This window comes from Rhodococcoides trifolii (genome assembly GCF_014635345.1).
GTDB lineage: Bacteria > Actinomycetota > Actinomycetes > Mycobacteriales > Mycobacteriaceae > Rhodococcoides > Rhodococcoides trifolii.
The window spans coordinates 397,390-417,808 of record NZ_BMCU01000002.1 but is presented as its reverse complement, the minus strand read 5'-3'; the positions used below and the strand labels follow the sequence as shown (position 1 = coordinate 417,808).

The following is a 20,419-nucleotide window of genomic DNA, read 5'->3' as shown; positions in this document are numbered from 1 at the left end:
CCCGGTTACCGTGAACGCATGACCACCACTGCCTACGGCTCCTGCAACCTCTGCGAGGCAATGTGCGGACTCGAGTTCACCGTTGCCGACGGCGTCGTGCAGTCCATCCGCGGTGACAAGGAAGATCCGCTCTCCCGCGGCCACATCTGCCCCAAGGCCACGGCGCTCGTCGACATCCATTCCGATCCCGACCGCCTGCGTCGCCCCGTTCGCAGGACGAACGACGGGTGGCAGGAGATCGGATGGGACGAGGCCTACGACCTCGTCGTCGACGGACTCGTGGGGGTGCGTGAGAAGTACGGCGCCGACGCGGTGGGCGTCTACGCCGGAAATCCGAACGTGCACAGCCTGGGAGCGATGACGCACGGCATCCCGTTCTTCGGCCTGCTCCGCACTCGCAACCGGTATTCGGCGACGTCCCTGGACCAGCTTCCCCATCAGTTGGCGAATCGACTCCTGTACGGGCATCAACTGCTGCTTCCGATCGCCGACATCGACAACACGGACTTCTTCCTCGTGCTCGGCGCCAATCCGATGGCGTCGAACGGCAGCATGATGACAGTGCCCGATTTCGCGAAGCGCGCCAAGGCACTTCGGGCCCGCGGTGGACGAATGATCGTCGTGGACCCCCGCCGCACGGAGACCGCCGACATCGCCGACACCCACCACTTCATTCGGCCCGGGACCGACGCCTACCTTCTGTTGGCCCTCATCCACACCATCATCTCCGACGGTTCTGCCTCTCCCGCACCGTACGTCGATGGGCTCGAGGAGGTCGGGCAGGCCGTTCTCACGTTCACCCCGGAGGCCGTGGCCCCCGTGGTCGGCATCGAGGCCGCCGAGATCCGAGCTCTCGCGGCGGATCTCGCGGGTGCGGACCGCGCGGCGGTGTACGGCCGGATGGGCGTGTCGACGCAGCGGTTCGGGTCGGTGTGCCAGTGGGCAATTCAGGTGTTGAACATCATCACCGGAAATCTGGACCGCCCGGGCGGCACGATGATGACCGATCCGGCCATCTCCCTGGTGTCGGCGGGGGTGATCGGCCGAGGTCATCTGGACAAGTGGCGCAGTCGAGTTCGCGATCTTCCGGAGTTCGCGGGTGAGCTGCCGTGTTCGACTCTGGTGGACGAGATCACCACGGAGGGCAAGGGCCAGATCAAGGCGATGGTCGTCTCGTCGGGCAATCCGGTGCTGTCGATGCCGGGTGGGGAGCGTTTGGACGAGGCGTTTGCCGGGCTCGATTTCATGGTGTCCTTCGACATCTACGTCAACGAGACCTCTCGGCACGCCGATGTGATTCTGCCGCCGACGTCAGCACTCGAACGTGATCATTACGATTTGATCTTCCACACGTTCGCGGTGCGCAACACCGCCAAGCTCTCCCCTGCCGTACTGCCGAAACCTGATGGCGCCAAGCATGATTGGGAGATTTTCCGCGATCTCGCTCTGCGCTACACGGCGCGCCGCAACTCGAATGTCCTGAAGCGGCTGCACCCGCGTTCGGTGGTACGCGAGGTTCGATTCCGGTTGTCTCCCACCGCGTCGATCGACCTTCTGCTGCGCCGCGCGCGTAAGGGTCTGTCCGTCTCCGCTCTGCGCAAGAACCCCCATGGCATCGATCTCGGGCCGTTGCAGCCGGGTCTGCCCGGCAAACTGAAGACCCGGGACAAGCGAATTTCGTTGATGCAACCGACCATCACCTCGCACCTACCGGAGTTGGCCGCGTTGTTGACCGAGACGCCCACCTCGGGACTGTTGCTGATCGGTCGACGCCACGTGCGCAGCAACAACTCCTGGATGCACAACTCCGAGCGACTCGTCAAAGGGAAACCGCGCCATCACCTGCTGGCGCATCCCGAGGATCTGGCCGCCCGCGGCATCGGCGACGGCACTCTCGCTCGGGTCGTCTCGGCCGCCGGCGTCGTCGACGTGGAGGTCTCGGCGAGCGATCGGATGATGCGTGGGGTGGTGAGCCTGCCGCACGGCTTCGGGCACGGAAAGTCGGGAAGCAAGCTGTCCGTCGCGACCGGCGTCGCGGGGCCGAGCATGAACGACCTGACGGACCCCGATCAGGTGGACGCTGTATCGGCCAACGCCATCCTGAACGGTGTGCCGGTGGAGGTCACAGCGTCACCAGCGGCTCCGCCGACTTAAGCAATCGGACGAACGTGTTCTCGTCCACCGGGTTGGACACGTAGGCGCCTTGGACGTGAAAACAGCCGAGGTCGAACAGGATTCGCGCCGCCCGTTCCGACTGCAACCCCTCGGCGACGATGTCCAGCTCTAGCGAGCGTGCCAGTTCGACGGTGGCGTGCACGATCACCAGATCGTCGGCTTCGGTCCCGAGACCGACGACGAAATCGCGGTCGATCTTCAGCACGTCGAACGGCAGTTCCTTGAGGTGGAGCAGCGAGCTGAACCCGGTACCGAAATCGTCGATGGCAATACGGATTCCGAGATCCTGCAGTCTGGCCAAGACGATGCGGGTACGCACGATGTCGTGGACAACCGCTACTTCCGTGACCTCGAGGCAGAGCCGATTGCCCGGCACAGCGTGACGTAGCAGCGTGTCGGCCACCGACTGGACGAAATCGGCGCTGAGCACCTGGGCCGGGGACACGTTGGTTCGCACGATCACATCGTGGTTGGCGCCCTCGCACCGCCAGCGGGCCAGAGCTGCGCACGAGCTGTCGATGACCCATCTCCCCAGTTGGCCGGCGAGATTCGTCGCCTCCGCCACGGGAACGAAATCGGCGGACTGCAGTCGCCCACGCGTCGGGTGATCCCATGCGGCGATGGCCTCGACGGCCGTGATCAGCCCCGTGCGCAGGTCGACCTCCGGTTGGAAGTCCAGGAGCAGTGCATCGCCCGCGATGGCCGCCTGCAGGTGGATTTCGATGTCGTTGCGCAGATCGCTCTCGGACCGCATCTGGTCGGTGAACGCCATCACCGCATTTCCGCCGGCGGCTTTCGCCTCCATCGCGGCCCGGTCGGCGGCGAGAACGGCCTCGTTGGCGGTGATCGCTCCCGGATCGGCCACGTAGACACCGATACTTGCGTTTCGGCTCACCCGCTCGTGACCCAGTTCCACCTGCTCGGAGATCAGTTCTCGGACGGTGGCCGCTCGTGCGATGGCCTCGTCGCGAGTGTGCGACCCCCCGAGCACGATCACGAACTCGTCTCCACCGAGCCTGGCGATGAAGTCGCCGGGAATCAACCTCTCCTGCAACCGCTTCGAGACAGCCTGGATGTACTGGTCGCCCGCAACGTGGCCGAGGAAGTCGTTGAGCGCCTTCAGTCGGTCGAGATCGACGAAGAGAACGGCGACAGGGCCCGGATGTCCCATCGCGAGCCGACCTTCCAGATGAGCGGTCAGACTGCGGCGGTTCGACAATCCGGTGAGGTCGTCGTGCAGCGCGAGAAAACGCAGCCGGTCTTCGGCCGACACTCGCTCCTGCAGTTGGGCGAGAAGCGTGGCGATCGCTTTGAGCGCCGCCAGATCGTCCTCCGGCCAGTCACGATCGCCGAAACGCACGAATCCGAGGATGCCGGTCGGACGCCCACCCGCCACGAGAGGAACCGAGACCATCGTGGTCGTCACGACAGCCGACGCGGTGGATCCCGTGCCCCGAGCACCGCCGCTCCGGTCGGAAGGCCGGAAGATGCCCACATCGCGTTGATACTCGATGGCCGCGAACATCGGATCCGCATCGTCGAAGAACACCACACCGAGCGGATCCGGATCCGGAATGTGCTCGCGAGGCGGCCATTCCGCCACCAGAATCGTCGCGCGCCGAATGTGATCGTTGTGGCGCAGAAAACAGGAATCGATGTCGAAATATTCGACGAGATCGCGCAGAATCACCCGGTAGGCATGGTCGACCGTCGTGGCGTCCACGCCCATGAGACGCGAAGCCACGTCGGCGACCAAGACGTCGAGAGGCCGGCGCGGCACGTTCCCTCCTTCTGGAGAAACTGATTCTGCGGAGCCTACAGTTCGTTGATCAACATCGCGCTCGCCACGCGTTTCGTGGTTCTCGCGGCAGAACGACGATGCCGGCTCGTTACCTGTCGATCGGTATGCAATGCGCGTTCAAACAGCGACGGGACAGGCTTGAAACAGGCATTGAGTTACCCGCGGTTCTTCTATCGACGTCGATCGGACCGACTCTCGATCGAGACCGCATGACACGGACGAATGGTTTGTGCCAAAATATTTTCATGGAGAGCACGGAAAACGGCTCGATGCCGAGTTTCGACGAGGCGCAGCGCGCCGATTCGGCCACCGGATCCAATAACTCCGCCAACGCTGAACTTTCGGCATTCTTCTACTTGATCGTCACGTGCAGCCAGGCCACCTCGGTGCACGACGAGCAGGGTGCGCTGGTGCTGTTCAACCCGTCGTGCACTTCCCTGCTGGGTTACGAACGCGGTGAGCTCTCCGTGATGGAGACTCCGAACATCGTCCATCCCGAGGACGCACACCTGCTGCACGCCGCAGCCACCCCGGTCGTCACGTCGGAGACGGAACGAGCAGCCGCTCGGGTTCGGTTGATTCGCAAGAACGGCGATTCGATTTCCGTCGAGCTCGACATCAGCGTCGCCCGAGTCGCAGGGCGACAGTTCACGGTGATCGTGTCGACCCCGATCGACGACGACGCCGAGACCGACCGCACCGTCACGTGGGCACACGCCTTCGGCTGACCTGGCGTTTCGTTCCGATCACGGTGGGGCGGGCGGGGCTCGAACCCGCGACCAATGGATTATGAGAGCTATTCAGCTCACTAACACTCACGCACACTGAGCGACATTCTCCCACGTCAGAGGCACTATGTGCCGGATCTGAAACCACACTCACCGACACTCACCCACAATCAATCACAACGCTTCTGCTGCACGACCTGCAGCACGACCCGGCCCATCAAGCACAGCCCGCACCCCATCCCACTGCGACTGCGCCAGATGTGCGTACCGCTCCGTCACCGTGATCGACGAATGCCCCAGTAGTTCCTTCACCTGCAGAAGTGGCACACCCGCGCGCACCAACCGCGACGCATATGTGTGCCGCAGGTCGTGCACCCGCACATGACCCACCGGAAGCCGCGCATCATCAGGACCAGTGGACGCCCACCCCACAGCACGATGGAACCGCTTCCGGAACGCGTGCGAATCCATCGGCATCCCATCCCGCCCAGGAAGCACCAAACCAGTGCGCGCCCGCAACGCATCCCCGTAATCGATCGGCGCCGGCCGACCGGGGCCACGCTCCCCCAGTTCCTCCCGCAGCAACTCCGCCAACCTCATCGAGATGGGCACCACCCGCTGCGCGTACGACTTCGGCGCCTTCATGATGCCGCCGCCGTCATCGAACGACCTGTTGACCAGAACAGTGCGGCGCACCAGGTCCACTGACTCCCAATGCGTACCGAATCCTTCGCCCAGGCGCATGCCGGTACCCACGAGAAGTTCGGCGGCGAACCGGTCGCGCGCGTCGAGGTGCTCGAAAATCGCGACCTCTTCGTCGTCCTCGAGGTACCGGTCCGGTGCGGGGCCGGCCTCAGGTAGCGCTATCTGCTGGCACGGTGTCGCCGCGAGGACTCGCGCTTTCACCGCTGCCTTCATGCTGTTGGAGAACAGTCTGTAGCACAGCGTGACGGTGGCTGGGGCCATCCGTTGCCCGCGCGCCGTGGTGGTGCCCGCCATCACCTTCACCCACTGCTGAACATCTTCCGAGGTGATGGACCGCAGCACCCGTTTGCCCCAATAAGGCTGCAAGTGGATGTCGAGGCGTCGGGCGTCAGCGCGGGCGGTGGACGCGGCGATCATGCGTGACGCTTCCCAGCGGGGCCGCCAGTCTCCCCAGGTGAGTCGCGCAGCTTCGGCTGGGGTGGGCAGATCCCGCTCCGCTTTCTCGGCGGCCGCAGCTTCGTTCTTCGCTTGGTTCTGCCGCGGATAGGTGCCCGCGGTGCGGACCCCGCCGGCGCTGTCGCGGTAGCACGCCTGCCACTTCCCGGACGGCAGTTTCCTTGCCCACGCCATCTACGCTTCCTTCCGCTGCCGCCGCGCCTGCGCACGGCTGTCACGAAGTCGTCTCAACCGTTTCACCAGCAGCGGTTCGGCGGCCATCGCTTCCGGTTCGTCGAGCAGCCGGTTCAAAAGCTGGTAGTACCGAATAGGCTTGAGGTCGAACGTCTCTCGGATCTGTTCTTCCTTCGATCCAGCGTGGTGATAGTACGACTTCTCGAAGTCGAGCATCATTCTCTGTGTTGCGTTCACGGCTGCCTCCGGGAGAGTTCTGTGTCGATGTATCGGCGTTCTTCGTCGGTGAGGGTGCGCACCCGAGTGATGAGGGTGGGTAGGTCGACCCACAGTTCTTCGGCGGCTTCGTCGTCCACCCGGTAGCGGTTCCAGGCGAGGACGTCGATGAGCGCGTCGAGCGCAATCAGGCGATGCGCTGTGAGGCGGTCGACGGTGGTCTCCTCCCGCCGCGCCAATCGCACGTCGTTCGGGACCGGTCCACGCTCGAGGTGCACGATTTCATGCGTGAGGGTGCACCGTCGTTCCCGCTGATTGGATCGTGGGTTGATCTCGATGCTGCCGTTCAACCACCGGCCGAGGCACCCACTGTCGTGTCGGTGGAACTCCACGTCGACATCAGGGTGCTCGGTGCGGAGGTGTCTCCACGGGTGCCATCGAGTCATGAGCACACTCTGCGGTTCGGTACCGACAAACTACGCAGGTGTAATTAGCCGACCTGCGGTTTTGCTGTCAGTCGTAGGGAATTCCAAGCCGCTCGCGTGCTTCGTCTTCCGTTTCGCCGTCGCGTCGCGCTAGCTCGTAGTCAACTTGTCGACCTTGATTGTCCGAAGTCGAGTCTGCAGCGTTGACAGGCTTGCGCTCGGCTCGAGCATCTTGCATCTTTTCCGGCCGGCCAGTGATCGCTCGGCCGGCACGAGCCGCCCCCGCGCGAGCTCTCGCGTTGCGCTCAGCCAGCGCGGCCGCGAACGACGCTTCGTCGCCGAACATGTCGATGGCCGCTCGCCGGGCACGGACGGTAAGGCCGCCCACTTCGTCCACGAGGTTCTCGACGTCCGAGCTCAGCTGCTCGTAGCTATCCGGGTCGGACGCGTCGGCGTACGTCTCGATCGACCCGACCTGGTCCTCGACGGCCTCGATCGCCAGCACCAGGCTCAGCATGGATCGGCGGGCTTTGCTGCCGCCGATGCTTTCTGGCTCCGCTGTGGCGAGCAGATATTCGGTGTCGACGAGCGCTGCCCGCAGTACGGCGAGGTACCCCACGCCCGTCAGCTCCGACACCGCGTTCAGCAGACGCTTGTCGGGGAGCTGGCGTAGGCCGCGCTTCTTCCACGAGTTGAGGGTCTGCGGACTGCTGTTCATCCGACGCGCGAACTCGGCCTCGGAGACGCCGACGCTGTCGAGATGTGACTGGATGATGTTCCAAATTTCGCTCATGACTCAACCGTTCTGGATCGCTTCCGCAGCGTCAACGAGACCCGACACCGAGCCGTCTACCGTCTCGGCACGCCGATTCAGTCACGACCGTCTACCAACTATCCGCGCTGATTGTGCCCCATATACGCAGGCTGCGGAAAAACACTGATGTAATTCCTTGACTACCGTCTACCGACTGCGTAAGAATCATCCGCAATTGCTTGACACCGAGCCGTCTACCAAGGAGCATCAATGGCGTCATACAGACGATGGCCGAAGGGAAGTTGGATGCGACTCACCTCGCAAGACACACTCCGAGCCCTGATGAAGCAGAGGGGGTTCTCGATGGATCGTCTGGGCAGATATGCGGGTTGCTCGAAGAGCTTCATCTCTCACCTGTGCTCGGGTCACAAGAAAAGCTGCACGAACGAGCTGGCCGTTCGCATCGCGGAGGCGCTCGAAGTACCCATTGAGCTGCTTTTCGTGAACGAACAATCCGCAGCTAGCGGACGAATCATCCGCTCTCAGAAGGTCCCGGCATGAGCAACTCACCGTGGATGACGCCGCAGCAGGCAGCCGACTACGCCGACGTGCACATCAACACCATCCGCCACGCCCTATGGGACGGCCGCCTCCGCGGATACCAGCGCACCGCACCCAAGGGGATATGGCGCATTCATGTAGACGACCTCGACGCTTGGATCCGCGGCGACGTGGTCTCGAAACGGAAGCTGCGCAGCGCATGACCGAACAGGAGCTGGCCGACCGCCGCGACTCGATGACGTTGCTCGAACGTGTCGTCGCCCGCCGCGAGCTCGACCAGGCCGCCGGCATCACCTACGAGGTTCCCCCGCACCCGGACGTGCACCACACCGCTCGAGTGATGGAACCGGGTGTGCGACGACTCGTCGCCTGAAACGTAAGTCGGCCGGTCAGGAGTCCCGTCCCGACCGGCCACCCCACCAAGAAGAACACCCTCGAAAGGAACACTCCTGATGGATTCCCCCACTGTATCGGCGGGCACCAACTTGGCGTCGGATCTGCGGCGCCTCGCGGACATCGTCGACATCAATCCCGTTCTCGCCGAACTGCTGCGAGTCAACCTCAAGTCGGGGCTGAACGTGTTCCCGAACTCGTTCGGCGTCGACTGCGGCAGCGTCGTCGAATCGCTGTCCGACGCCGGTCTCACGATGACCGCGGATCCGACGCATCTGCCCGAAGGGTGGGCGCCGTCCGCCGTCGCGACGTTGCCTGCGGGCGCAATCGCGATTCACGTGCAGCCCGGGCGAAGCGTGGCCGCGCCGCTGGAGGCCGTCGCATGAGGTTCATCGGATACCTGTGGGAAGCTGCCGCCGCGTCGGTCCTCGCGTACTACGGAGGCACCGCACTCATCGCGACACTCCGACCACCACTTGAGGTTTGGCACGTGAACAACGGAGAACTGGTGGTGGTCGCATGAACACCGTCAACGACGCATTGTTCGTACGCACCCTGAACTACGTCACCGACCACCCCGACCAGTTGGACATGTCGTGGTGGCGCACCGAAGATGCTCGCTGCTTCGGCGGGTGGGCGTCGTACCTCGCCGGTGGCCGGTTCATCAGCAGCAACGACAACACCGACACCATCATCATCAACGGGCACAGTCATTTCCGTGCGTCGGTGGTGCGCACCCCGGCGGGTGAGCTGATGCACGTCGAGGACTACGCAATACGCGAGCTCGGCATCGACGAAGAGACAGCGGATGCGTTGTTCTCCGACGACAACACGATCGAGGATTTGACGCGGATGGTGTCGTTCCTCATCGACTACGGAGTGACGTACGACCCCACACCCGCAGGGCCGCCTGTCGATCCGTCCGCCGATGGGCCGCCTCGGGATTACCCGGTGGGTGAGTCTCCTGGCTTCAAAGGTCTGGCGTCGTCCGTCGTGATGCTCGCCACCCTCGCCGCCCTCAGCCTCTCGGCTTGGGGCTCGTACCTGCTCGGCGGTGCGTGATGGAGAAGAAGGACCTGCAGGACCTGGCCGCTTTCCTTGGAAAGCACTCCAGTGGCGGCACCTGGCGCGAAACCACGTACGCCGAGTTCCACCGCCATGAGCGTGACGACCTGCCCGTGTTGACGTTGGAGTACTCCGCTGACGAAGGCACCTACGAAGCGGTGTGGCTTGTCGTCGACCCACCTCGCACGGATGACGACCCGGGTGCAGCGGCCGACGCCGCGTACGCCGTCGGCATCGACCATGCGCTCGGAGTCGGGCTGTGACCGGGAGGCGGCCGGACACCGTGCACGACCGCATCGCAGACGACGCACTCGCGTTGGCTGTGGCGATCCGCGACGAGGATCCCGTGAAGCTGTACAACTCGCTGATCCTGAAGTGCCGTAATCAACCGGAGAAGGCCGCGCAGATCATGATGGCGCTGGCTGCGTTCACCCCGGTGGATGAGCCTGTGCTGTCGACGATTCACCGAGTCGAGGCGATCGTCGACGCCCGCGTCGCGGTGGTGCGCCGAGTGATGGCGAAGGCCAGCTGATGATCACTTTGACCGACATGTTCTGCGGTGCAGGCGGTTCGAGCACCGGCGCGATTCAGGTGCCTGGCGTCTCAGTGCGCCTCGCTATGAATCACTGGGACCTTGCCATCGAGACGCACAACACGAACCACCCCGACGCCGACCACGCCCTGGCGGACATCTCGGCGGCCGACCCGCGCCGGTACCCGAAAACGGACATCCTGTGGGCGTCACCGGAGTGCACGAATCACAGCGTGGCGCGGGGGAAGAAGCGCAACGCCGATTCCACTCCCGACCTGTTCGGCGAGACGTTGCCCGACGAGGCGGCCGACCGGTCGCGGGCCACAATGTGGGACGTCCCGCGGTTCGCCGAGCATCACCGGTATCGGGCGATCATCACCGAGAACGTCGTCGACGCTGCCCGCTGGGTGCTGTTCCCAGCGTGGCTGCAGGCAATGGCACTGCTCGGCTACGAGCACCAGGTCGTGTATCTGAACTCGATGCACGCCCAGGCCGCCGGCCTTCCGGCCCCGCAGTCAAGGGACCGGATGTACGTCGTGTTCTGGCTCAAGGGCAACCGCGCACCGGACCTGAACCGGTGGACCCGCCCGCACGCGTACTGCTCGACGTGCGACGAGACCGTCACCGCGATGCAGGGATGGAAGAAGCCGCAGCCCTGGGGCCGCTACCGCTTCCAATACGTCTGGCGGTGCCCGAACGTGGCGTGCCGCAACGCCGTCGTCGAACCCGCATGGCTGCCCGCGTCGTCCGCCATCGATTGGAACATCGAGGGCGAACGCATCGGAGACCGTGATCGACCGCTGGCGGCGAAGACGATGGCGCGCGTCCAGGCCGGGCTCGACAAGTTCTGCGCCCCGTTCACGGCCGAGGTCGCGGGAAACACGTTCGAGCGCCGACCGGGCGTTCGAACGTGGTCAGTCGACGACGTCCTTCGCACCCTCCACACCACACCGTCGAAGGCACTGCTCGTCCCGGCGGGCGGTACCTGGAACGAGAGCGCGACATCAGTCAACGACGTCATGCGAGCTCGCACCACCCGCGAGAACGAAGGGCTGCTGGTCCCCGTCGAAGGACGCGACGGCAAGGTCGCGGCCTCGACCGCAGAACCGATGCGCACGATGACCACTCGCAACGAGACCGCGTTCGTCGTGCCGATGCGGGCGAACAACGTACCGAAGCTCGTCGAGCAGCCGTACGACACGTTCGCCGCGAACGGGAATCACCACGGTCTCGCACTCGCGCAGTCCATCTCGATCGACGACTGCCAGTTCCGGATGCTCTCGCCCACCGAGATCACGCGGGGCATGGCGTTCACCGAGGGCTACGTCATGCTCGGAACGAAGCGGGAACAGGTCCGCCTCGCTGGCAACGCCGTCACACCACCGGCCGCGCGGGACCTCGTGTCGGCCGTGGCGGAATCGCTGGGGGTGGCGGCATGACGGAGCCGTTCGTCCCTCGGGACGTCACCTCATGCAAGGCGTGCGGTGCGCGCATCTTCTTCGCCGAGACGAAAACGACTGAGCGGATGCCCGTCAACGTCGAACCCGACGACCGCGGCAACCTCGCCGTGTACGCCGGCACCGGCAACAAGGTGCACGCCAACGTGATCCGCCCCGGCCAGGCCGCTGGTATGCGCGCTGCTGGACTCCCCACGTTCGTCAGCCACTTCTCCTCCTGTCCCCGCGCAGACGAGTTCCGCCGAAAAGCGCGCCGCGACAACGCCGACCGCGCCAACCACCTCCGCAGACAATCCGCCAACCGAGCGAAAGCGAGACGCTGATGACTGTCACCGACCTCATCACCACCTGCGAAAGATGCCACCTCGCCCTCGAACCCGCCGTCGACAAACTCGGCAACCACTACCGGGTGCACTGCGACACCGGTGGCATCCGCTGCCCCGGCGACGACAAAGCCATCGGCGCCTACCTGACACCGAACCGCAGGCCGCACACCTGCTCCTGCGGCAACCCCACCAACGGCACCACCGAATGCGCGAGCTGCGTGAGAGGACACATCGAATGACCGCCGCCACACAGATACTCGACACCGCCCCCACAGAACCAGGCGCTTATCAGGGCATCTCCGACACCGTCTATCACGCAGACCGTGGAAGCCTCTCCTCCACCGGCGCACGACAACTGCTGCACCCGTCGTGCCCCGCCATCTTCCGGTGGGAGCAGGACAACCCGCCCACCTCCACCGCCACCTTCGACTTCGGACACGCCGCACACATGATGGTGCTCGGCGCCGGCGCACCCATCATCGAAGTGCAAGCCCCCGACTGGCGGACGAAGGCCGCAAAGGAGAAGCGCGAAGCAACGCACCTCGCCGGGATGATTCCGCTGCTGACCCACGAGGTGCACCAGGTGCACGCGATGGCCGCCGCGATCCGTCAGCACCCCATCGCATCCGCGCTCCTCAGCACCGGCGGCACACCCGAGGAATCGCTGTACCACCGCGACCCCGCCACCGGCGTGATGCTCCGAGCGCGCCCCGATTGGCAGATCAAAATTGGAAACCGCTACCTGATCGTCGACTACAAGACGTCCGCATCGGCGCAGCCACAAGCCTTCGGGCAGAAAGCATTCGACTACGGCTACCACAGCCAAGACGCCTGGTACGTCGACGCTGTCACCGCCCTCGGTATCGACGACAACCCCGCGTTCGTGTTCATCGTGCAGGAGAAGACGGCGCCCTACCTCGTGTCCGTCGTCGAACTCGACCCCGAAGCTGTGGCGCTCGGCCGCCGACAGAACCGTCGCGCCATCAACACCTACGCCGAGTGCCTCGCCACCGACACCTGGCCCGCGTGGGATCAGACCATCTACCCCATCAGCCTGCCGAAGTGGGCATACAACCAGGAGGAATCCGAATGAGCACCAGTACCGACGTCACCGCGTACGAGGCCCCCGGCGGTGTGGAGATCCTCTCCCCCACCGTCTCCGACGACGCCCGCACCCAGCTCGTCCGCCACGCCGAAACGATGGCGACTGCGAAGCAGCTGGCGGACGCGATGTGCGGATCCGACCTCGTGCCGGCCATCTACCGCGGCAAGCCCGCCAACGGTGCAGCCGCGATTCTCTACGGCGCCGAACTCGGACTCAACCCCATCCAGTCGCTGCAGCAGATATTCGTGGTGCACGGCTCCCCCGCCATCTACGCCCGCACGATGGTCGCGCTGGTGAAGTCCCGCGGCCACAAACTGTGGACCGAAGAATCCACCGACCAGTCCGTCACCGTGTGCGGGCAGCTGCGCGGCGACGACCACATCGAACGATCCACCTGGACGTACGAGCGGGCCCGCAAAGCCGGGTACACCAGCAACAAGAAGTACGACACCGACCCGCAGGCCATGCTGTACGCCAAAGCGGCCACCGAAATCTGCCGGAAGATCGCACCCGACGTTCTCCTCGGCATCGCGTTCTCCCGCGAAGAGTTGGAGCTCGAGCACTACGCGAACACCCCACGGCACGTGGAGGTGCAGCAGGGCTGGCAGGAACGTCTTGGTATCACCTCCGCAGCCGAGCCGGAACCGACCGACATCTCACACCTGCAGGAGGCCCCGGCCGACGAGCAGCCGCCGACCACCGAGCAGACCAGCGACGACGCGGTCGCGATGGCCACGCAGGCGCAGGTGACGAAGCTGAACATCCTGCTGAAGGAGGAGAAGCTCGACACCCGCGAAGCGAAGCTCGAATACTTGTCGAACACGTTCCACCGCCCGATCGGTTCGTCGAAGGAACTGACCCGCGTCGAGGCCGGAGACCTGATCACCTACCTGGAGTCGGAGCAGGCGAAGGAAGCCGGTCAGTGACCACCGCTGACGAGCTCGCAGCCGAGTCGCTCAGTCTCGCGCGGCAGGCCCTCGCGAGTGTGGAGCGCCTGCACCCAGATGACGGCACCCGCATCCTCGTGACCGCGGCGGCCGCCACCGCCATCGCGATCCTCGCCGCCCAGGCCGAACTGCGCGAGCAGACACCGAAGGCATCGACCGTGCACTACCACAGCGCGAACGGAGGCCACGGCGGCAACGGAGGCCCCGGCTACGGCGGTGGTGGCGGTGGCGGTGGAGGTGGCGGATTGCCGCCATTCAAACCGCAGCACCCCCGCTACTGACCCCCTGCTCCACCCACCCCCGATAGGAAGGCACCACCAGCATGGCCATCGTCAAGACCAACCCCAACGGAGACAAGTCCACCGTCGACGGCATGGCGAAGTACTCCTTCTCCGGCTCCCCCACCGACCAGTTCGAGCACATCGCCGAAGTCAACGAGATGCGCACGATGACCATCACCGTCATCTGCCGCGCCTCCGGCAAAGAGACCATCGAAGATGGCGAACGCACCCACGTGAAATGGCGGGTGGTGAACGCCGAACTAGGCAAGTCGGTCGACAAGCCCGCAGCTGACCCCGAGCTCGACTACGACGGCGAGGGTGGCGGCGAGTACGGCGACTACACCGACTCTGACAGCAACTCTGACAGCAACTCCAACACTGACTCTGACAACGACACGCCGCCCGCCGCAACAGAATTCGACGGCGGACCGTCGTTCTCCGGAAAGGACAACTGACATGGCCGCACGCAAAGTGGATGTCGAGTTCGACGGTATCGACGGCTGGACCTGGACCCTGTTCGCCAGCAACGGCGGAGTGTTGGCCAAGGGCGGACAGACTTTCACTCGCCGCGCCGACGCGGTCAAGGCCGCTCGCCGTGCACTGGACCAGACGCCGACGAAGCTCCGTACGTTCGAGCGCGACGGCCTGGTGCACGAGCTGCACGACTCGCTGTGACTCTCGCTCGGGTGGCCGTGGGGACAGCGCTCCTCGCGGCCGCCGGGGTGGCCACCGGCGTCGCCATCATGCTCACCGCCGCCGCCGACACACTGGCCGACTGGTGACGTTCTACATCGTGTGCGGGCTGATCATCCTCGCCGGCGTCATAGGAGTGATCCGCGCCGCCACCGACGACACCGCAGACAAACTCGCCGGCCTCGACCCCACCGCGTACGAGCACTTCTTACTCACCCAGGAGGACTGACATCTTGTTCGACGCGGATACAGTCAGCACCGTTTCCGGCGCGCCGGTCGGTATGGTGGGACGAACTGCCCCCGCGCTGCGGACAACAGCCGGGGGCACGACCCACCCCGATGACCTACGCGAAAGGGGGTGAGTAGGCACAATGCTATGGCCTACCACCGACACTGTCACGCTCGTACGTGGACACAGTGAACAGTCACCATTACGAGTCACCCGATGACCGTAAGCAAGCGGCTCCGATTTGAGATCCTCCGTCGCGACAACCACACCTGCCGCTACTGCGGAGCCACTGCACCGAATGTCACATTGCAGGTCGACCACGTCACAGCTAAAACGCTGGGCGGCACCGACCACCCCACCAACCTCGTCACCGCCTGCAGTGATTGCAACAGCGGCAAGAGCGCCACAATTCTCTCGGCGCCCACCGTCGAGGACATCAGCACACACACCACCGCGTGGCACCAGGCCAAGCTCACAGCAGCGCAGGAACACTCCGCCGCTCGCGAACGACTTGCCACTGTCAGCGATGCCCTGCAAGCCACATGGGTGTACACCCTGCCGTCGAACTTCCGTAATTCCATCCGTGCGTTCCTCGCAGCGGGCCTCGACGAAGCAACCATCCTGGAGATGGCCGAAGTCGCCCAGGGCGCGAGCGGAGTCAATGGCAGCCGCTGGAACTACTTCTGCGGATGCTGCTGGAAACGAGCCCGTCAGATCGAGGACGCAGCCGCCGCCATCACCGGGATCGAAGCATCGCCACGGGTAGGCGGTCTCCGTCTCGATGACGACAAGATCCGCGCGTACTGGGACCAGGTGAACACACGCCACAGGCAGCTTTACGAAGGCGACTACTCGATCCCGGAATGCGAATGCGGGTCGGAGTTCTGCGGCGGCCCGCTGTGCCAGTTGCTCAGCGCGAAATACCACGACGCATGGCTCGACGCGGTAGAGATGTCCAGCTGGAAGCGGGACAACATCATCGACACAGCAGCGCTCGCCGGAATCGAGGGCTGACGTGGGACTGCCATGGGTACGACTAGATACGAACATCAACACGCACGACAAAGTTCTCACACTTCTCGACGGCGGATCGAAGGGCAAACAGGCCGGGTTCGTGTACTGCATGTCCATCGCCTACGCCGCCGGCCACGGCACTGACGGAGTCATCAAACGCGCCGCGCTCCCCTTCATCCACGGCACCCAGGCCGACGCCAAACTCCTTGTCATGGCCGAGCTTTGGGAATGCGTCGAAGGTGGCTACCGCATCAAGAACTGGGGCAACCGCAACGTCGTCGGAGCGACCCAGCAGGTGCTGTCGGACATCCGATCCGAGGCTGGCAAGAAGGGAGCACAAGCCCGATGGGACAACTGATTTGCCATATGGCAAAACGTGTAGCAACCGGATGGCACCCACCCGGTTTGCCAGTTTCGTTTGACAATGGCTTTAACGTACGGACGAACGGACGGACGGACTTACGTAGACACCAACTAAAGCAAAAGATCGTTGTCTCACCTAAGCCACGCGCACGAATTCGGGCCAGATTTTCGTCCGAGGTGAGCGCACATGCCTGACGGCCGCCGCACCCCCAGCCTCGATCAGCTCACCGACCGAGGGTTCGCCGAAACCGTTGCGTGCCAATCATGCAAAGCATCAGCCGGCGAAACCTGCACCCGCGCTGACCCGCACACCGGGGAACGCGTACCCGTCACGAACTTCCCTGCGCACCACTCCCGGCTCAAACGAGCCGAACGCATCCAACGCCTCAACGCCGAACCGACACAGGAGGATTCATGACCGCACCCAGACCACGTCCCTCGGACCGCGCCACACGCGAACTAGCCCTCGCCCACGCCACCACGATCATCGCCTCAGCCGCCCGCACGAACCAGGTCACCACCGACCAAACCATCAAGTTCGCGATCCAATTCGAGGATTACCTCAACGGCGGGTGGGCCGACAAGTGACCACCGTGATAGGCCTCGACCTGTCCCTCGTCTGCACGGGCATCGCCCACATCGCAACGAACCGCCCCGACCCCATCGTCCACCTCGTCACCAGCCGCGGACACCGCACCGACACCCGCGCCACCAAAGGCGCACGCATCCGCGACATCCGAAACCGCATCATGAACACCATCCCCCGCAACACCACCCTCGTTGTCCTCGAAGGCATCAGCTACGCCAGCAACAATCCCGGCACCGACGAACGCCACCACCTCTGGTGGCTCATCTCAGACGCACTCGACCACCTCGACATCCCCCTCGCCGTGTGCCCACCCGCCACCCTGAAAAAATTCGTCTGCGACAAAGGCAACGCACCCAAAGCTGCCGTCGTCGCCGCCATCGCACGCATGTGGCCCACCACCGAACTGCCCACCGACGACGCCGCCGACTCCCTCGGCCTCGCCACCATCGCAGCCCAACACACCAAGATCCCCCTCCCCTTCCCCATCCTCGAACGACACAAGCTCGCCCTCACCAAAATCGACTGGCCGCCGCAGCTCCGAACTGACGCGGATACAGTGATCAGTACCCCCACCACGAACCAGCAAGACCGGATGAGCGGAGACACACCATGACCACTCTGGACCTCGACGCCATTCAAGATCGAGCAGACCGCGAACATCTGACCGCCTGCCCCGAATTCTGCGGGTGCATCTACCTGGATGATGCCGACAGGAACGACTGCGCCTGCGACGGTCCTTGCTGCCAACCCGAGTGGGAGGTTGACACAGCGGTTCTGTGGCGACCTGAACGGGGTGAGCGCCGCGAAGACGTGGAGACGCTCATCGCTCGCATACGCGAGCTCGAAGGTCACAACACGCGGCTGCACACCGCGTACGTCAACGCGATGACTGACGGTGAGGGACCGCGATGACGAACACGACCAGCCCGAACCGGCTGAGTGACCGTGAGAAGGCGCTCGAAGCTTTGCGGATGCGTCGTGACAGTTCCGCGCAGTGGCAGGAAATCGCGGACGCCCTTGGCTACTCGAGCATGCAGGCTGCCCAGCGCGCCGTGGCACGCCTGGCGAACCGGATCGAGACGAAGGACGTCGACTCGTACCGGGCGAAGCTCGACGAGCAGCTCGCGTGGCTGTGGGACCAGGTGGAGGACCGCATCGTCAACGGCGATCGCAACGCCATGGGGTTCGCGCAGACGGTGCAGGCGGGTCGGGCGATCATCGACCGGCGGGCGAAGCTGCACGGTGTCGACGCTGCGGTGAAGGTGGAAGCCTCCGTGGTGGTGTCGTCGCAGTTCGATGCGGAGATTCAGGCGATGGCCGATGCGATCGCGGCGAAGGCTGGTGGGGAACCTGTGTTGCCGGAGCCGGCCGGTGTGGACCTGGTGAAGCACGAGGTACAGGCATGAGCGATGTCCTCGGCAATGTCACGTGCACCACGTGCGGCCACCCTGCGCACCCGCACCCGTTCCGCCACCCGATCACCGTCGCGGGCCCGAACAGCGCGATCGACGCCATCGGTCGAACAGATCCCAAGTCCGCGTTGCACCCGGCCACGCAGCACCTGATCGATCTCTTCGAGTACCAGCACCTGCCGCCGCATCTGCAGGAAGTGTCGAAGCAGCTGGCAGAGGTCGCAGCGTACATGTCGGGTGCATTGGGTTCCGGCCCCGAGCTGACCACGGGCCTCCGCAAGCTGTTGGAGGCGAAGGACTGCTTCGTCCGGCAGGCCGTCATCGACGCCAGGACACGCCCATGAAGGCGTGGGCGGGGATGCACCGCGTGATGATCGAGCTGACACCCATCGAAGCGCGCTCGCTCGCTGCGTCGCGGCCCGAGTCGCTGTGGTCGGCAGACCGTGACCGTCTCGCGTACCTCGCCGACGTGGCCGACGGGATCGTCATCCCAACCGATGCCGCTGACCGTCCCGCGATGGGCGAAGGGTTCGTGCAACCCACCGGCAACGTGACGTTCGGAGCGGAAGTGCTTGAGGACGGACGAGACGATGTTGCCGAGTTCATGTCGCAGCGTCAGGCCCGCAAGTGGGCCGAGGCCGCGTCGCCGCCTGTTGAACTCGAAGGCACCCCATCAAGTGGCCCAGCCGAGATCGTTGTGCGGGACAACAGCGGGCAGGTGGTCCGCGAGGTGCTCTGTGCATGCAGTGAGTGCGTCGCGGCGTACATAGCGAAGTTCGGGCGCTGATGACCGACACCGTGATGGGCGACGGGCCCGGCGTCATCGCTGACGGGCCGCCGCTGTTCTTCCCCACCGACCTGTACGTGGGGAAAGTGCGCTATCCGACGCGGTTGGTGCTGCGCTCCACTCCCGGACTGAAGCGGCCCGCGCCCATCGAGCCACGCCCGCTGTTCCTCACCGCACCCGGTGGCTGGTGCGCACCCGCCGACACCACATGGTCCATCGAAGGTGACCCCGACCCGTGGCTACGCCCCGACCCCATCGACCGCCGCCCCTGGTGGGTCAAGATCCTCAACCAAATCGGAGTCACGATATGACCGCGAAGACATACCGCAAGAAGCCCGTCGAGATACAGGCAGTGTTCTGGGATGGAACCGCTTCAGGTGCCACTCCAATCATCGACTGGGTTCTCTCTCATGGCGGCTCAGCTCGCTACCTGGATCCGCAACCCGAGCACCGCTTCGAAACTGGCGCGGTCCTCGAAGCCGAGGATGAACCCTCTCTGAGCGTTAAAACCCTCGAAGGATGGATCAAGTATCCGCCCGACTACGTGTTCATCCGTGGCGTGCAGGGCGAGTTCTACGCCTGCGAGGGCGGGATCTTCGCCGCCACCTACGAGCCCGTCTGATGGGAATGCGCACCGAGTTCTTCTTCCGAGCCGAACTCGAAGAATTCGACGGCCCGCTCGTCGACTGGTTCGACCGATACGCCAACCACGAACACGTCAACCCCGGCCCATTCGACAACCACGACTTCTTCAAGACCGACCGGTGGCGCTCCGTCATTTGGGGAGGAGAAGCGGCGTACATCCAGACGCGCGGACTCGGCTTCAACCGCGGTAACAAGCAGCACCACGAACGGCCCGAGTTGTTCATCCACTCATCGCTGAAGAACTACGGATCCGAGATCGACAGCTTCGTCGAGTGGATCGTGCCGTTCATCCACGGCTTCCCGGGTGACTTCCTCGGCTACTCACTGTACGAAGACAGCCGCCCCTCAGGTTGGTACGGCGACGACGGGCCGGATCAGGACCGACCCGGCCTCATCTTCTACCCACCGCGCACGTGAAGGCACTCCCCCTCGGCCGTACCGAACGCTTCCGCCGCGCCGTCGAGAAAGCAGGCGGCACCAGGTGGGTGCCGCTGTCCGAACTGCTCGTGTACCTCAACGATCGCTCCCTCACCATCTGCTTCTGCGGTCACCCCGACTGCATGGAAGGGGCAGCACGATGACGGAC

Annotated in this window: 36 protein-coding genes; 31 read left to right on the top strand and 5 right to left on the bottom strand. The window is 64.5% G+C overall.

Annotated elements, in window-relative coordinates:
- Positions 1-18 precede the first annotated feature (18 nt).
- Positions 19-2,154, top strand: a complete 2,136-nt coding sequence (locus tag IEW02_RS09150; protein ID WP_188544498.1) for a molybdopterin-dependent oxidoreductase — start codon at positions 19-21, stop codon at positions 2,152-2,154.
- Here the strand turns inward: IEW02_RS09150 and IEW02_RS09145 are convergent.
- The gene (locus IEW02_RS09145) at positions 2,123-3,955 is read right to left on the bottom strand and encodes a putative bifunctional diguanylate cyclase/phosphodiesterase (protein ID WP_188544497.1); all 1,833 of its coding nucleotides are present in this window, start codon (positions 3,953-3,955) and stop codon (positions 2,123-2,125) included. The two genes, IEW02_RS09150 and IEW02_RS09145, sit on opposite strands and share 32 nt — an antisense overlap.
- A 266-nt stretch (positions 3,956-4,221) precedes the next feature.
- Between IEW02_RS09145 and IEW02_RS09140 the strand changes: the two genes are divergently transcribed.
- Positions 4,222-4,704, top strand: coding sequence for a PAS domain-containing protein (locus tag IEW02_RS09140; RefSeq protein ID WP_188544496.1), 483 nt, complete (start codon positions 4,222-4,224; stop codon positions 4,702-4,704).
- A 174-nt stretch (positions 4,705-4,878) separates the two neighbouring features.
- On the opposite strand, the gene IEW02_RS09135 is transcribed toward IEW02_RS09140, so the two are convergent.
- From IEW02_RS09135 to IEW02_RS09120, 4 genes are all read right to left on the bottom strand, one after another.
- Positions 4,879-6,039: a tyrosine-type recombinase/integrase gene (locus IEW02_RS09135; RefSeq protein ID WP_188544495.1), complete on the bottom strand. Its 1,161-nt coding sequence runs from the start codon at positions 6,037-6,039 to the stop codon at positions 4,879-4,881.
- Positions 6,040-6,258, bottom strand: coding sequence for a DUF3263 domain-containing protein (locus tag IEW02_RS09130; RefSeq protein WP_188544494.1), 219 nt, complete (start codon positions 6,256-6,258; stop codon positions 6,040-6,042).
- 14 nt (positions 6,259-6,272) lie between these two features.
- The gene (locus IEW02_RS09125; RefSeq protein ID WP_188544493.1) at positions 6,273-6,701 is read right to left on the bottom strand and encodes an ImmA/IrrE family metallo-endopeptidase; all 429 of its coding nucleotides are present in this window, start codon (positions 6,699-6,701) and stop codon (positions 6,273-6,275) included.
- 67 nt (positions 6,702-6,768) lie between these two features.
- Positions 6,769-7,473 (bottom strand): hypothetical protein, encoded by a 705-nt coding sequence (locus IEW02_RS09120; protein WP_188544492.1) that lies wholly within the window; start codon positions 7,471-7,473, stop codon positions 6,769-6,771.
- A gap of 231 nt (positions 7,474-7,704) precedes the next feature.
- Between IEW02_RS09120 and IEW02_RS09115 the strand changes: the two genes are divergently transcribed.
- The 29 genes from IEW02_RS09115 to IEW02_RS08980 all read left to right on the top strand — a co-directional run bounded on the left by IEW02_RS09115 (position 7,705) and on the right by IEW02_RS08980 (position 20,414).
- Positions 7,705-7,995 carry a helix-turn-helix domain-containing protein gene (locus IEW02_RS09115; protein ID WP_308933167.1) on the top strand — a complete coding sequence of 97 codons (291 nt, stop codon included), beginning with the start codon at positions 7,705-7,707 and terminating at the stop codon, positions 7,993-7,995.
- Positions 7,992-8,198: a helix-turn-helix domain-containing protein gene (locus IEW02_RS09110; protein WP_188544490.1), complete on the top strand. Its 207-nt coding sequence runs from the start codon at positions 7,992-7,994 to the stop codon at positions 8,196-8,198. The genes IEW02_RS09115 and IEW02_RS09110 overlap by 4 nt, the downstream gene beginning before the upstream one ends.
- Positions 8,195-8,368: a hypothetical protein gene (locus tag IEW02_RS09105; RefSeq protein ID WP_188544489.1), complete on the top strand. Its 174-nt coding sequence runs from the start codon at positions 8,195-8,197 to the stop codon at positions 8,366-8,368. Before IEW02_RS09110 ends, IEW02_RS09105 begins: the two co-directional genes overlap by 4 nt.
- Positions 8,369-8,447: 79 nt before the next feature.
- A complete protein-coding gene (locus IEW02_RS09100) occupies positions 8,448-8,774 on the top strand; it encodes a hypothetical protein (protein ID WP_188544488.1) in 327 nt (108 codons plus the stop codon).
- A complete protein-coding gene (locus IEW02_RS09095) occupies positions 8,771-8,911 on the top strand; it encodes a hypothetical protein (protein ID WP_188544487.1) in 141 nt (46 codons plus the stop codon). The genes IEW02_RS09100 and IEW02_RS09095 overlap by 4 nt, the downstream gene beginning before the upstream one ends.
- Positions 8,908-9,450: a hypothetical protein gene (locus IEW02_RS09090; protein WP_188544486.1), complete on the top strand. Its 543-nt coding sequence runs from the start codon at positions 8,908-8,910 to the stop codon at positions 9,448-9,450. The genes IEW02_RS09095 and IEW02_RS09090 overlap by 4 nt, the downstream gene beginning before the upstream one ends.
- A complete protein-coding gene (locus IEW02_RS09085; RefSeq protein WP_188544485.1) occupies positions 9,450-9,716 on the top strand; it encodes a hypothetical protein in 267 nt (88 codons plus the stop codon). The genes IEW02_RS09090 and IEW02_RS09085 overlap by 1 nt, the downstream gene beginning before the upstream one ends.
- Positions 9,713-9,985: a hypothetical protein gene (locus IEW02_RS09080; RefSeq protein ID WP_188544484.1), complete on the top strand. Its 273-nt coding sequence runs from the start codon at positions 9,713-9,715 to the stop codon at positions 9,983-9,985. Before IEW02_RS09085 ends, IEW02_RS09080 begins: the two co-directional genes overlap by 4 nt.
- A complete protein-coding gene (locus IEW02_RS09075) occupies positions 9,985-11,424 on the top strand; it encodes a DNA cytosine methyltransferase (RefSeq protein ID WP_188544483.1) in 1,440 nt (479 codons plus the stop codon). Before IEW02_RS09080 ends, IEW02_RS09075 begins: the two co-directional genes overlap by 1 nt.
- The gene (locus IEW02_RS09070) at positions 11,421-11,765 is read left to right on the top strand and encodes a hypothetical protein (RefSeq protein ID WP_188544482.1); all 345 of its coding nucleotides are present in this window, start codon (positions 11,421-11,423) and stop codon (positions 11,763-11,765) included. Before IEW02_RS09075 ends, IEW02_RS09070 begins: the two co-directional genes overlap by 4 nt.
- Complete coding sequence (locus IEW02_RS09065; RefSeq protein WP_188544481.1) at positions 11,765-12,007, top strand: hypothetical protein; 243 nt, start codon at positions 11,765-11,767, stop codon at positions 12,005-12,007. The genes IEW02_RS09070 and IEW02_RS09065 overlap by 1 nt, the downstream gene beginning before the upstream one ends.
- Positions 12,004-12,861 (top strand): PD-(D/E)XK nuclease-like domain-containing protein, encoded by an 858-nt coding sequence (locus IEW02_RS09060; protein WP_188544480.1) that lies wholly within the window; start codon positions 12,004-12,006, stop codon positions 12,859-12,861. The genes IEW02_RS09065 and IEW02_RS09060 overlap by 4 nt, the downstream gene beginning before the upstream one ends.
- A complete protein-coding gene (locus tag IEW02_RS09055) occupies positions 12,858-13,799 on the top strand; it encodes a hypothetical protein (protein WP_188544479.1) in 942 nt (313 codons plus the stop codon). The genes IEW02_RS09060 and IEW02_RS09055 overlap by 4 nt, the downstream gene beginning before the upstream one ends.
- Positions 13,796-14,101, top strand: a complete 306-nt coding sequence (locus IEW02_RS09050) for a hypothetical protein (RefSeq protein WP_188544478.1) — start codon at positions 13,796-13,798, stop codon at positions 14,099-14,101. The genes IEW02_RS09055 and IEW02_RS09050 overlap by 4 nt, the downstream gene beginning before the upstream one ends.
- Before the next feature lie 41 nt (positions 14,102-14,142).
- Entirely contained in the window at positions 14,143-14,556 is a 414-nt protein-coding gene (locus tag IEW02_RS09045) for a DUF7171 family protein (RefSeq protein WP_188544477.1), read from the top strand.
- Position 14,557: 1 nt separating this feature from the next.
- Positions 14,558-14,776 carry a DUF2188 domain-containing protein gene (locus tag IEW02_RS09040; protein WP_188544476.1) on the top strand — a complete coding sequence of 73 codons (219 nt, stop codon included), beginning with the start codon at positions 14,558-14,560 and terminating at the stop codon, positions 14,774-14,776.
- A gap of 103 nt (positions 14,777-14,879) precedes the next feature.
- The gene (locus IEW02_RS09035) at positions 14,880-15,023 is read left to right on the top strand and encodes a hypothetical protein (protein WP_188544475.1); all 144 of its coding nucleotides are present in this window, start codon (positions 14,880-14,882) and stop codon (positions 15,021-15,023) included.
- Positions 15,024-15,239: 216 nt separating this feature from the next.
- Positions 15,240-16,037 (top strand): HNH endonuclease, encoded by a 798-nt coding sequence (locus tag IEW02_RS09030; RefSeq protein WP_188544474.1) that lies wholly within the window; start codon positions 15,240-15,242, stop codon positions 16,035-16,037.
- Position 16,038: 1 nt separating this feature from the next.
- Positions 16,039-16,395, top strand: a complete 357-nt coding sequence (locus IEW02_RS09025) for a hypothetical protein (protein ID WP_188544473.1) — start codon at positions 16,039-16,041, stop codon at positions 16,393-16,395.
- 192 nt (positions 16,396-16,587) lie between these two features.
- Entirely contained in the window at positions 16,588-16,818 is a 231-nt protein-coding gene (locus IEW02_RS25535) for a zinc finger domain-containing protein (RefSeq protein WP_442978695.1), read from the top strand.
- Complete coding sequence (locus IEW02_RS09020) at positions 16,815-16,988, top strand: hypothetical protein (RefSeq protein WP_188544472.1); 174 nt, start codon at positions 16,815-16,817, stop codon at positions 16,986-16,988. Before IEW02_RS25535 ends, IEW02_RS09020 begins: the two co-directional genes overlap by 4 nt.
- Positions 16,985-17,602 carry a hypothetical protein gene (locus tag IEW02_RS09015; protein ID WP_188544471.1) on the top strand — a complete coding sequence of 206 codons (618 nt, stop codon included), beginning with the start codon at positions 16,985-16,987 and terminating at the stop codon, positions 17,600-17,602. Before IEW02_RS09020 ends, IEW02_RS09015 begins: the two co-directional genes overlap by 4 nt.
- Positions 17,603-17,897: 295 nt before the next feature.
- Positions 17,898-18,395 (top strand): hypothetical protein, encoded by a 498-nt coding sequence (locus tag IEW02_RS09010; protein ID WP_188544470.1) that lies wholly within the window; start codon positions 17,898-17,900, stop codon positions 18,393-18,395.
- Entirely contained in the window at positions 18,392-18,745 is a 354-nt protein-coding gene (locus tag IEW02_RS25115; protein ID WP_229745907.1) for a hypothetical protein, read from the top strand. The genes IEW02_RS09010 and IEW02_RS25115 overlap by 4 nt, the downstream gene beginning before the upstream one ends.
- Positions 18,742-19,188 carry a hypothetical protein gene (locus IEW02_RS09000; RefSeq protein ID WP_188544469.1) on the top strand — a complete coding sequence of 149 codons (447 nt, stop codon included), beginning with the start codon at positions 18,742-18,744 and terminating at the stop codon, positions 19,186-19,188. The genes IEW02_RS25115 and IEW02_RS09000 overlap by 4 nt, the downstream gene beginning before the upstream one ends.
- On the top strand, positions 19,188-19,499 hold the full coding sequence (locus IEW02_RS08995) for a hypothetical protein (protein WP_188544468.1): 312 nt from the start codon (positions 19,188-19,190) through the stop codon (positions 19,497-19,499). The genes IEW02_RS09000 and IEW02_RS08995 overlap by 1 nt, the downstream gene beginning before the upstream one ends.
- Positions 19,496-19,810 carry a hypothetical protein gene (locus IEW02_RS08990; protein ID WP_188544467.1) on the top strand — a complete coding sequence of 105 codons (315 nt, stop codon included), beginning with the start codon at positions 19,496-19,498 and terminating at the stop codon, positions 19,808-19,810. The genes IEW02_RS08995 and IEW02_RS08990 overlap by 4 nt, the downstream gene beginning before the upstream one ends.
- Positions 19,810-20,250, top strand: coding sequence for a hypothetical protein (locus IEW02_RS08985; RefSeq protein ID WP_188544466.1), 441 nt, complete (start codon positions 19,810-19,812; stop codon positions 20,248-20,250). The genes IEW02_RS08990 and IEW02_RS08985 overlap by 1 nt, the downstream gene beginning before the upstream one ends.
- On the top strand, positions 20,247-20,414 hold the full coding sequence (locus IEW02_RS08980; RefSeq protein WP_188544465.1) for a hypothetical protein: 168 nt from the start codon (positions 20,247-20,249) through the stop codon (positions 20,412-20,414). The genes IEW02_RS08985 and IEW02_RS08980 overlap by 4 nt, the downstream gene beginning before the upstream one ends.
- Positions 20,415-20,419: the final 5 nt, after the last annotated feature.

What these genes read in the sequence shown, in the direction of transcription:
- IEW02_RS09090 (WP_188544486.1), top strand. Translation starts at nt 8,908, where the DNA reads ATGAACACCGTCAACGACGCATTGTTCGTACGCACCCTGAACTACGTC.
- IEW02_RS09085 (WP_188544485.1), top strand. Translation starts at nt 9,450, where the DNA reads ATGGAGAAGAAGGACCTGCAGGACCTGGCCGCTTTCCTTGGAAAGCAC.
- IEW02_RS09010 (WP_188544470.1), top strand. Translation starts at nt 17,898, where the DNA reads ATGACGAACACGACCAGCCCGAACCGGCTGAGTGACCGTGAGAAGGCG.
- IEW02_RS25115 (WP_229745907.1), top strand. Translation starts at nt 18,392, where the DNA reads ATGAGCGATGTCCTCGGCAATGTCACGTGCACCACGTGCGGCCACCCT.
- IEW02_RS09110 (WP_188544490.1), top strand. Translation starts at nt 7,992, where the DNA reads ATGAGCAACTCACCGTGGATGACGCCGCAGCAGGCAGCCGACTACGCC.
- IEW02_RS09125 (WP_188544493.1), bottom strand. Translation starts at nt 6,701, where the DNA reads ATGACTCGATGGCACCCGTGGAGACACCTCCGCACCGAGCACCCTGAT.
- IEW02_RS09060 (WP_188544480.1), top strand. Translation starts at nt 12,004, where the DNA reads ATGACCGCCGCCACACAGATACTCGACACCGCCCCCACAGAACCAGGC.
- IEW02_RS09130 (WP_188544494.1), bottom strand. Translation starts at nt 6,258, where the DNA reads ATGATGCTCGACTTCGAGAAGTCGTACTATCACCACGCTGGATCGAAG.
- IEW02_RS09030 (WP_188544474.1), top strand. Translation starts at nt 15,240, where the DNA reads ATGACCGTAAGCAAGCGGCTCCGATTTGAGATCCTCCGTCGCGACAAC.
- IEW02_RS08995 (WP_188544468.1), top strand. Translation starts at nt 19,188, where the DNA reads ATGACCGACACCGTGATGGGCGACGGGCCCGGCGTCATCGCTGACGGG.
- IEW02_RS09135 (WP_188544495.1), bottom strand. Translation starts at nt 6,039, where the DNA reads ATGGCGTGGGCAAGGAAACTGCCGTCCGGGAAGTGGCAGGCGTGCTAC.
- IEW02_RS09045 (WP_188544477.1), top strand. Translation starts at nt 14,143, where the DNA reads ATGGCCATCGTCAAGACCAACCCCAACGGAGACAAGTCCACCGTCGAC.
- IEW02_RS09150 (WP_188544498.1), top strand. Translation starts at nt 19, where the DNA reads ATGACCACCACTGCCTACGGCTCCTGCAACCTCTGCGAGGCAATGTGC.
- IEW02_RS09095 (WP_188544487.1), top strand. Translation starts at nt 8,771, where the DNA reads ATGAGGTTCATCGGATACCTGTGGGAAGCTGCCGCCGCGTCGGTCCTC.
- IEW02_RS09100 (WP_188544488.1), top strand. Translation starts at nt 8,448, where the DNA reads ATGGATTCCCCCACTGTATCGGCGGGCACCAACTTGGCGTCGGATCTG.
- IEW02_RS09105 (WP_188544489.1), top strand. Translation starts at nt 8,195, where the DNA reads ATGACCGAACAGGAGCTGGCCGACCGCCGCGACTCGATGACGTTGCTC.
- IEW02_RS08990 (WP_188544467.1), top strand. Translation starts at nt 19,496, where the DNA reads ATGACCGCGAAGACATACCGCAAGAAGCCCGTCGAGATACAGGCAGTG.
- IEW02_RS09140 (WP_188544496.1), top strand. Translation starts at nt 4,222, where the DNA reads ATGGAGAGCACGGAAAACGGCTCGATGCCGAGTTTCGACGAGGCGCAG.
- IEW02_RS09120 (WP_188544492.1), bottom strand. Translation starts at nt 7,473, where the DNA reads ATGAGCGAAATTTGGAACATCATCCAGTCACATCTCGACAGCGTCGGC.
- IEW02_RS25535 (WP_442978695.1), top strand. Translation starts at nt 16,588, where the DNA reads ATGCCTGACGGCCGCCGCACCCCCAGCCTCGATCAGCTCACCGACCGA.
- IEW02_RS09115 (WP_308933167.1), top strand. Translation starts at nt 7,705, where the DNA reads ATGGCGTCATACAGACGATGGCCGAAGGGAAGTTGGATGCGACTCACC.
- IEW02_RS09000 (WP_188544469.1), top strand. Translation starts at nt 18,742, where the DNA reads ATGAAGGCGTGGGCGGGGATGCACCGCGTGATGATCGAGCTGACACCC.
- IEW02_RS08985 (WP_188544466.1), top strand. Translation starts at nt 19,810, where the DNA reads ATGGGAATGCGCACCGAGTTCTTCTTCCGAGCCGAACTCGAAGAATTC.
- IEW02_RS09070 (WP_188544482.1), top strand. Translation starts at nt 11,421, where the DNA reads ATGACGGAGCCGTTCGTCCCTCGGGACGTCACCTCATGCAAGGCGTGC.
- IEW02_RS09040 (WP_188544476.1), top strand. Translation starts at nt 14,558, where the DNA reads ATGGCCGCACGCAAAGTGGATGTCGAGTTCGACGGTATCGACGGCTGG.
- IEW02_RS09020 (WP_188544472.1), top strand. Translation starts at nt 16,815, where the DNA reads ATGACCGCACCCAGACCACGTCCCTCGGACCGCGCCACACGCGAACTA.
- IEW02_RS09065 (WP_188544481.1), top strand. Translation starts at nt 11,765, where the DNA reads ATGACTGTCACCGACCTCATCACCACCTGCGAAAGATGCCACCTCGCC.
- IEW02_RS09055 (WP_188544479.1), top strand. Translation starts at nt 12,858, where the DNA reads ATGAGCACCAGTACCGACGTCACCGCGTACGAGGCCCCCGGCGGTGTG.
- IEW02_RS09075 (WP_188544483.1), top strand. Translation starts at nt 9,985, where the DNA reads ATGATCACTTTGACCGACATGTTCTGCGGTGCAGGCGGTTCGAGCACC.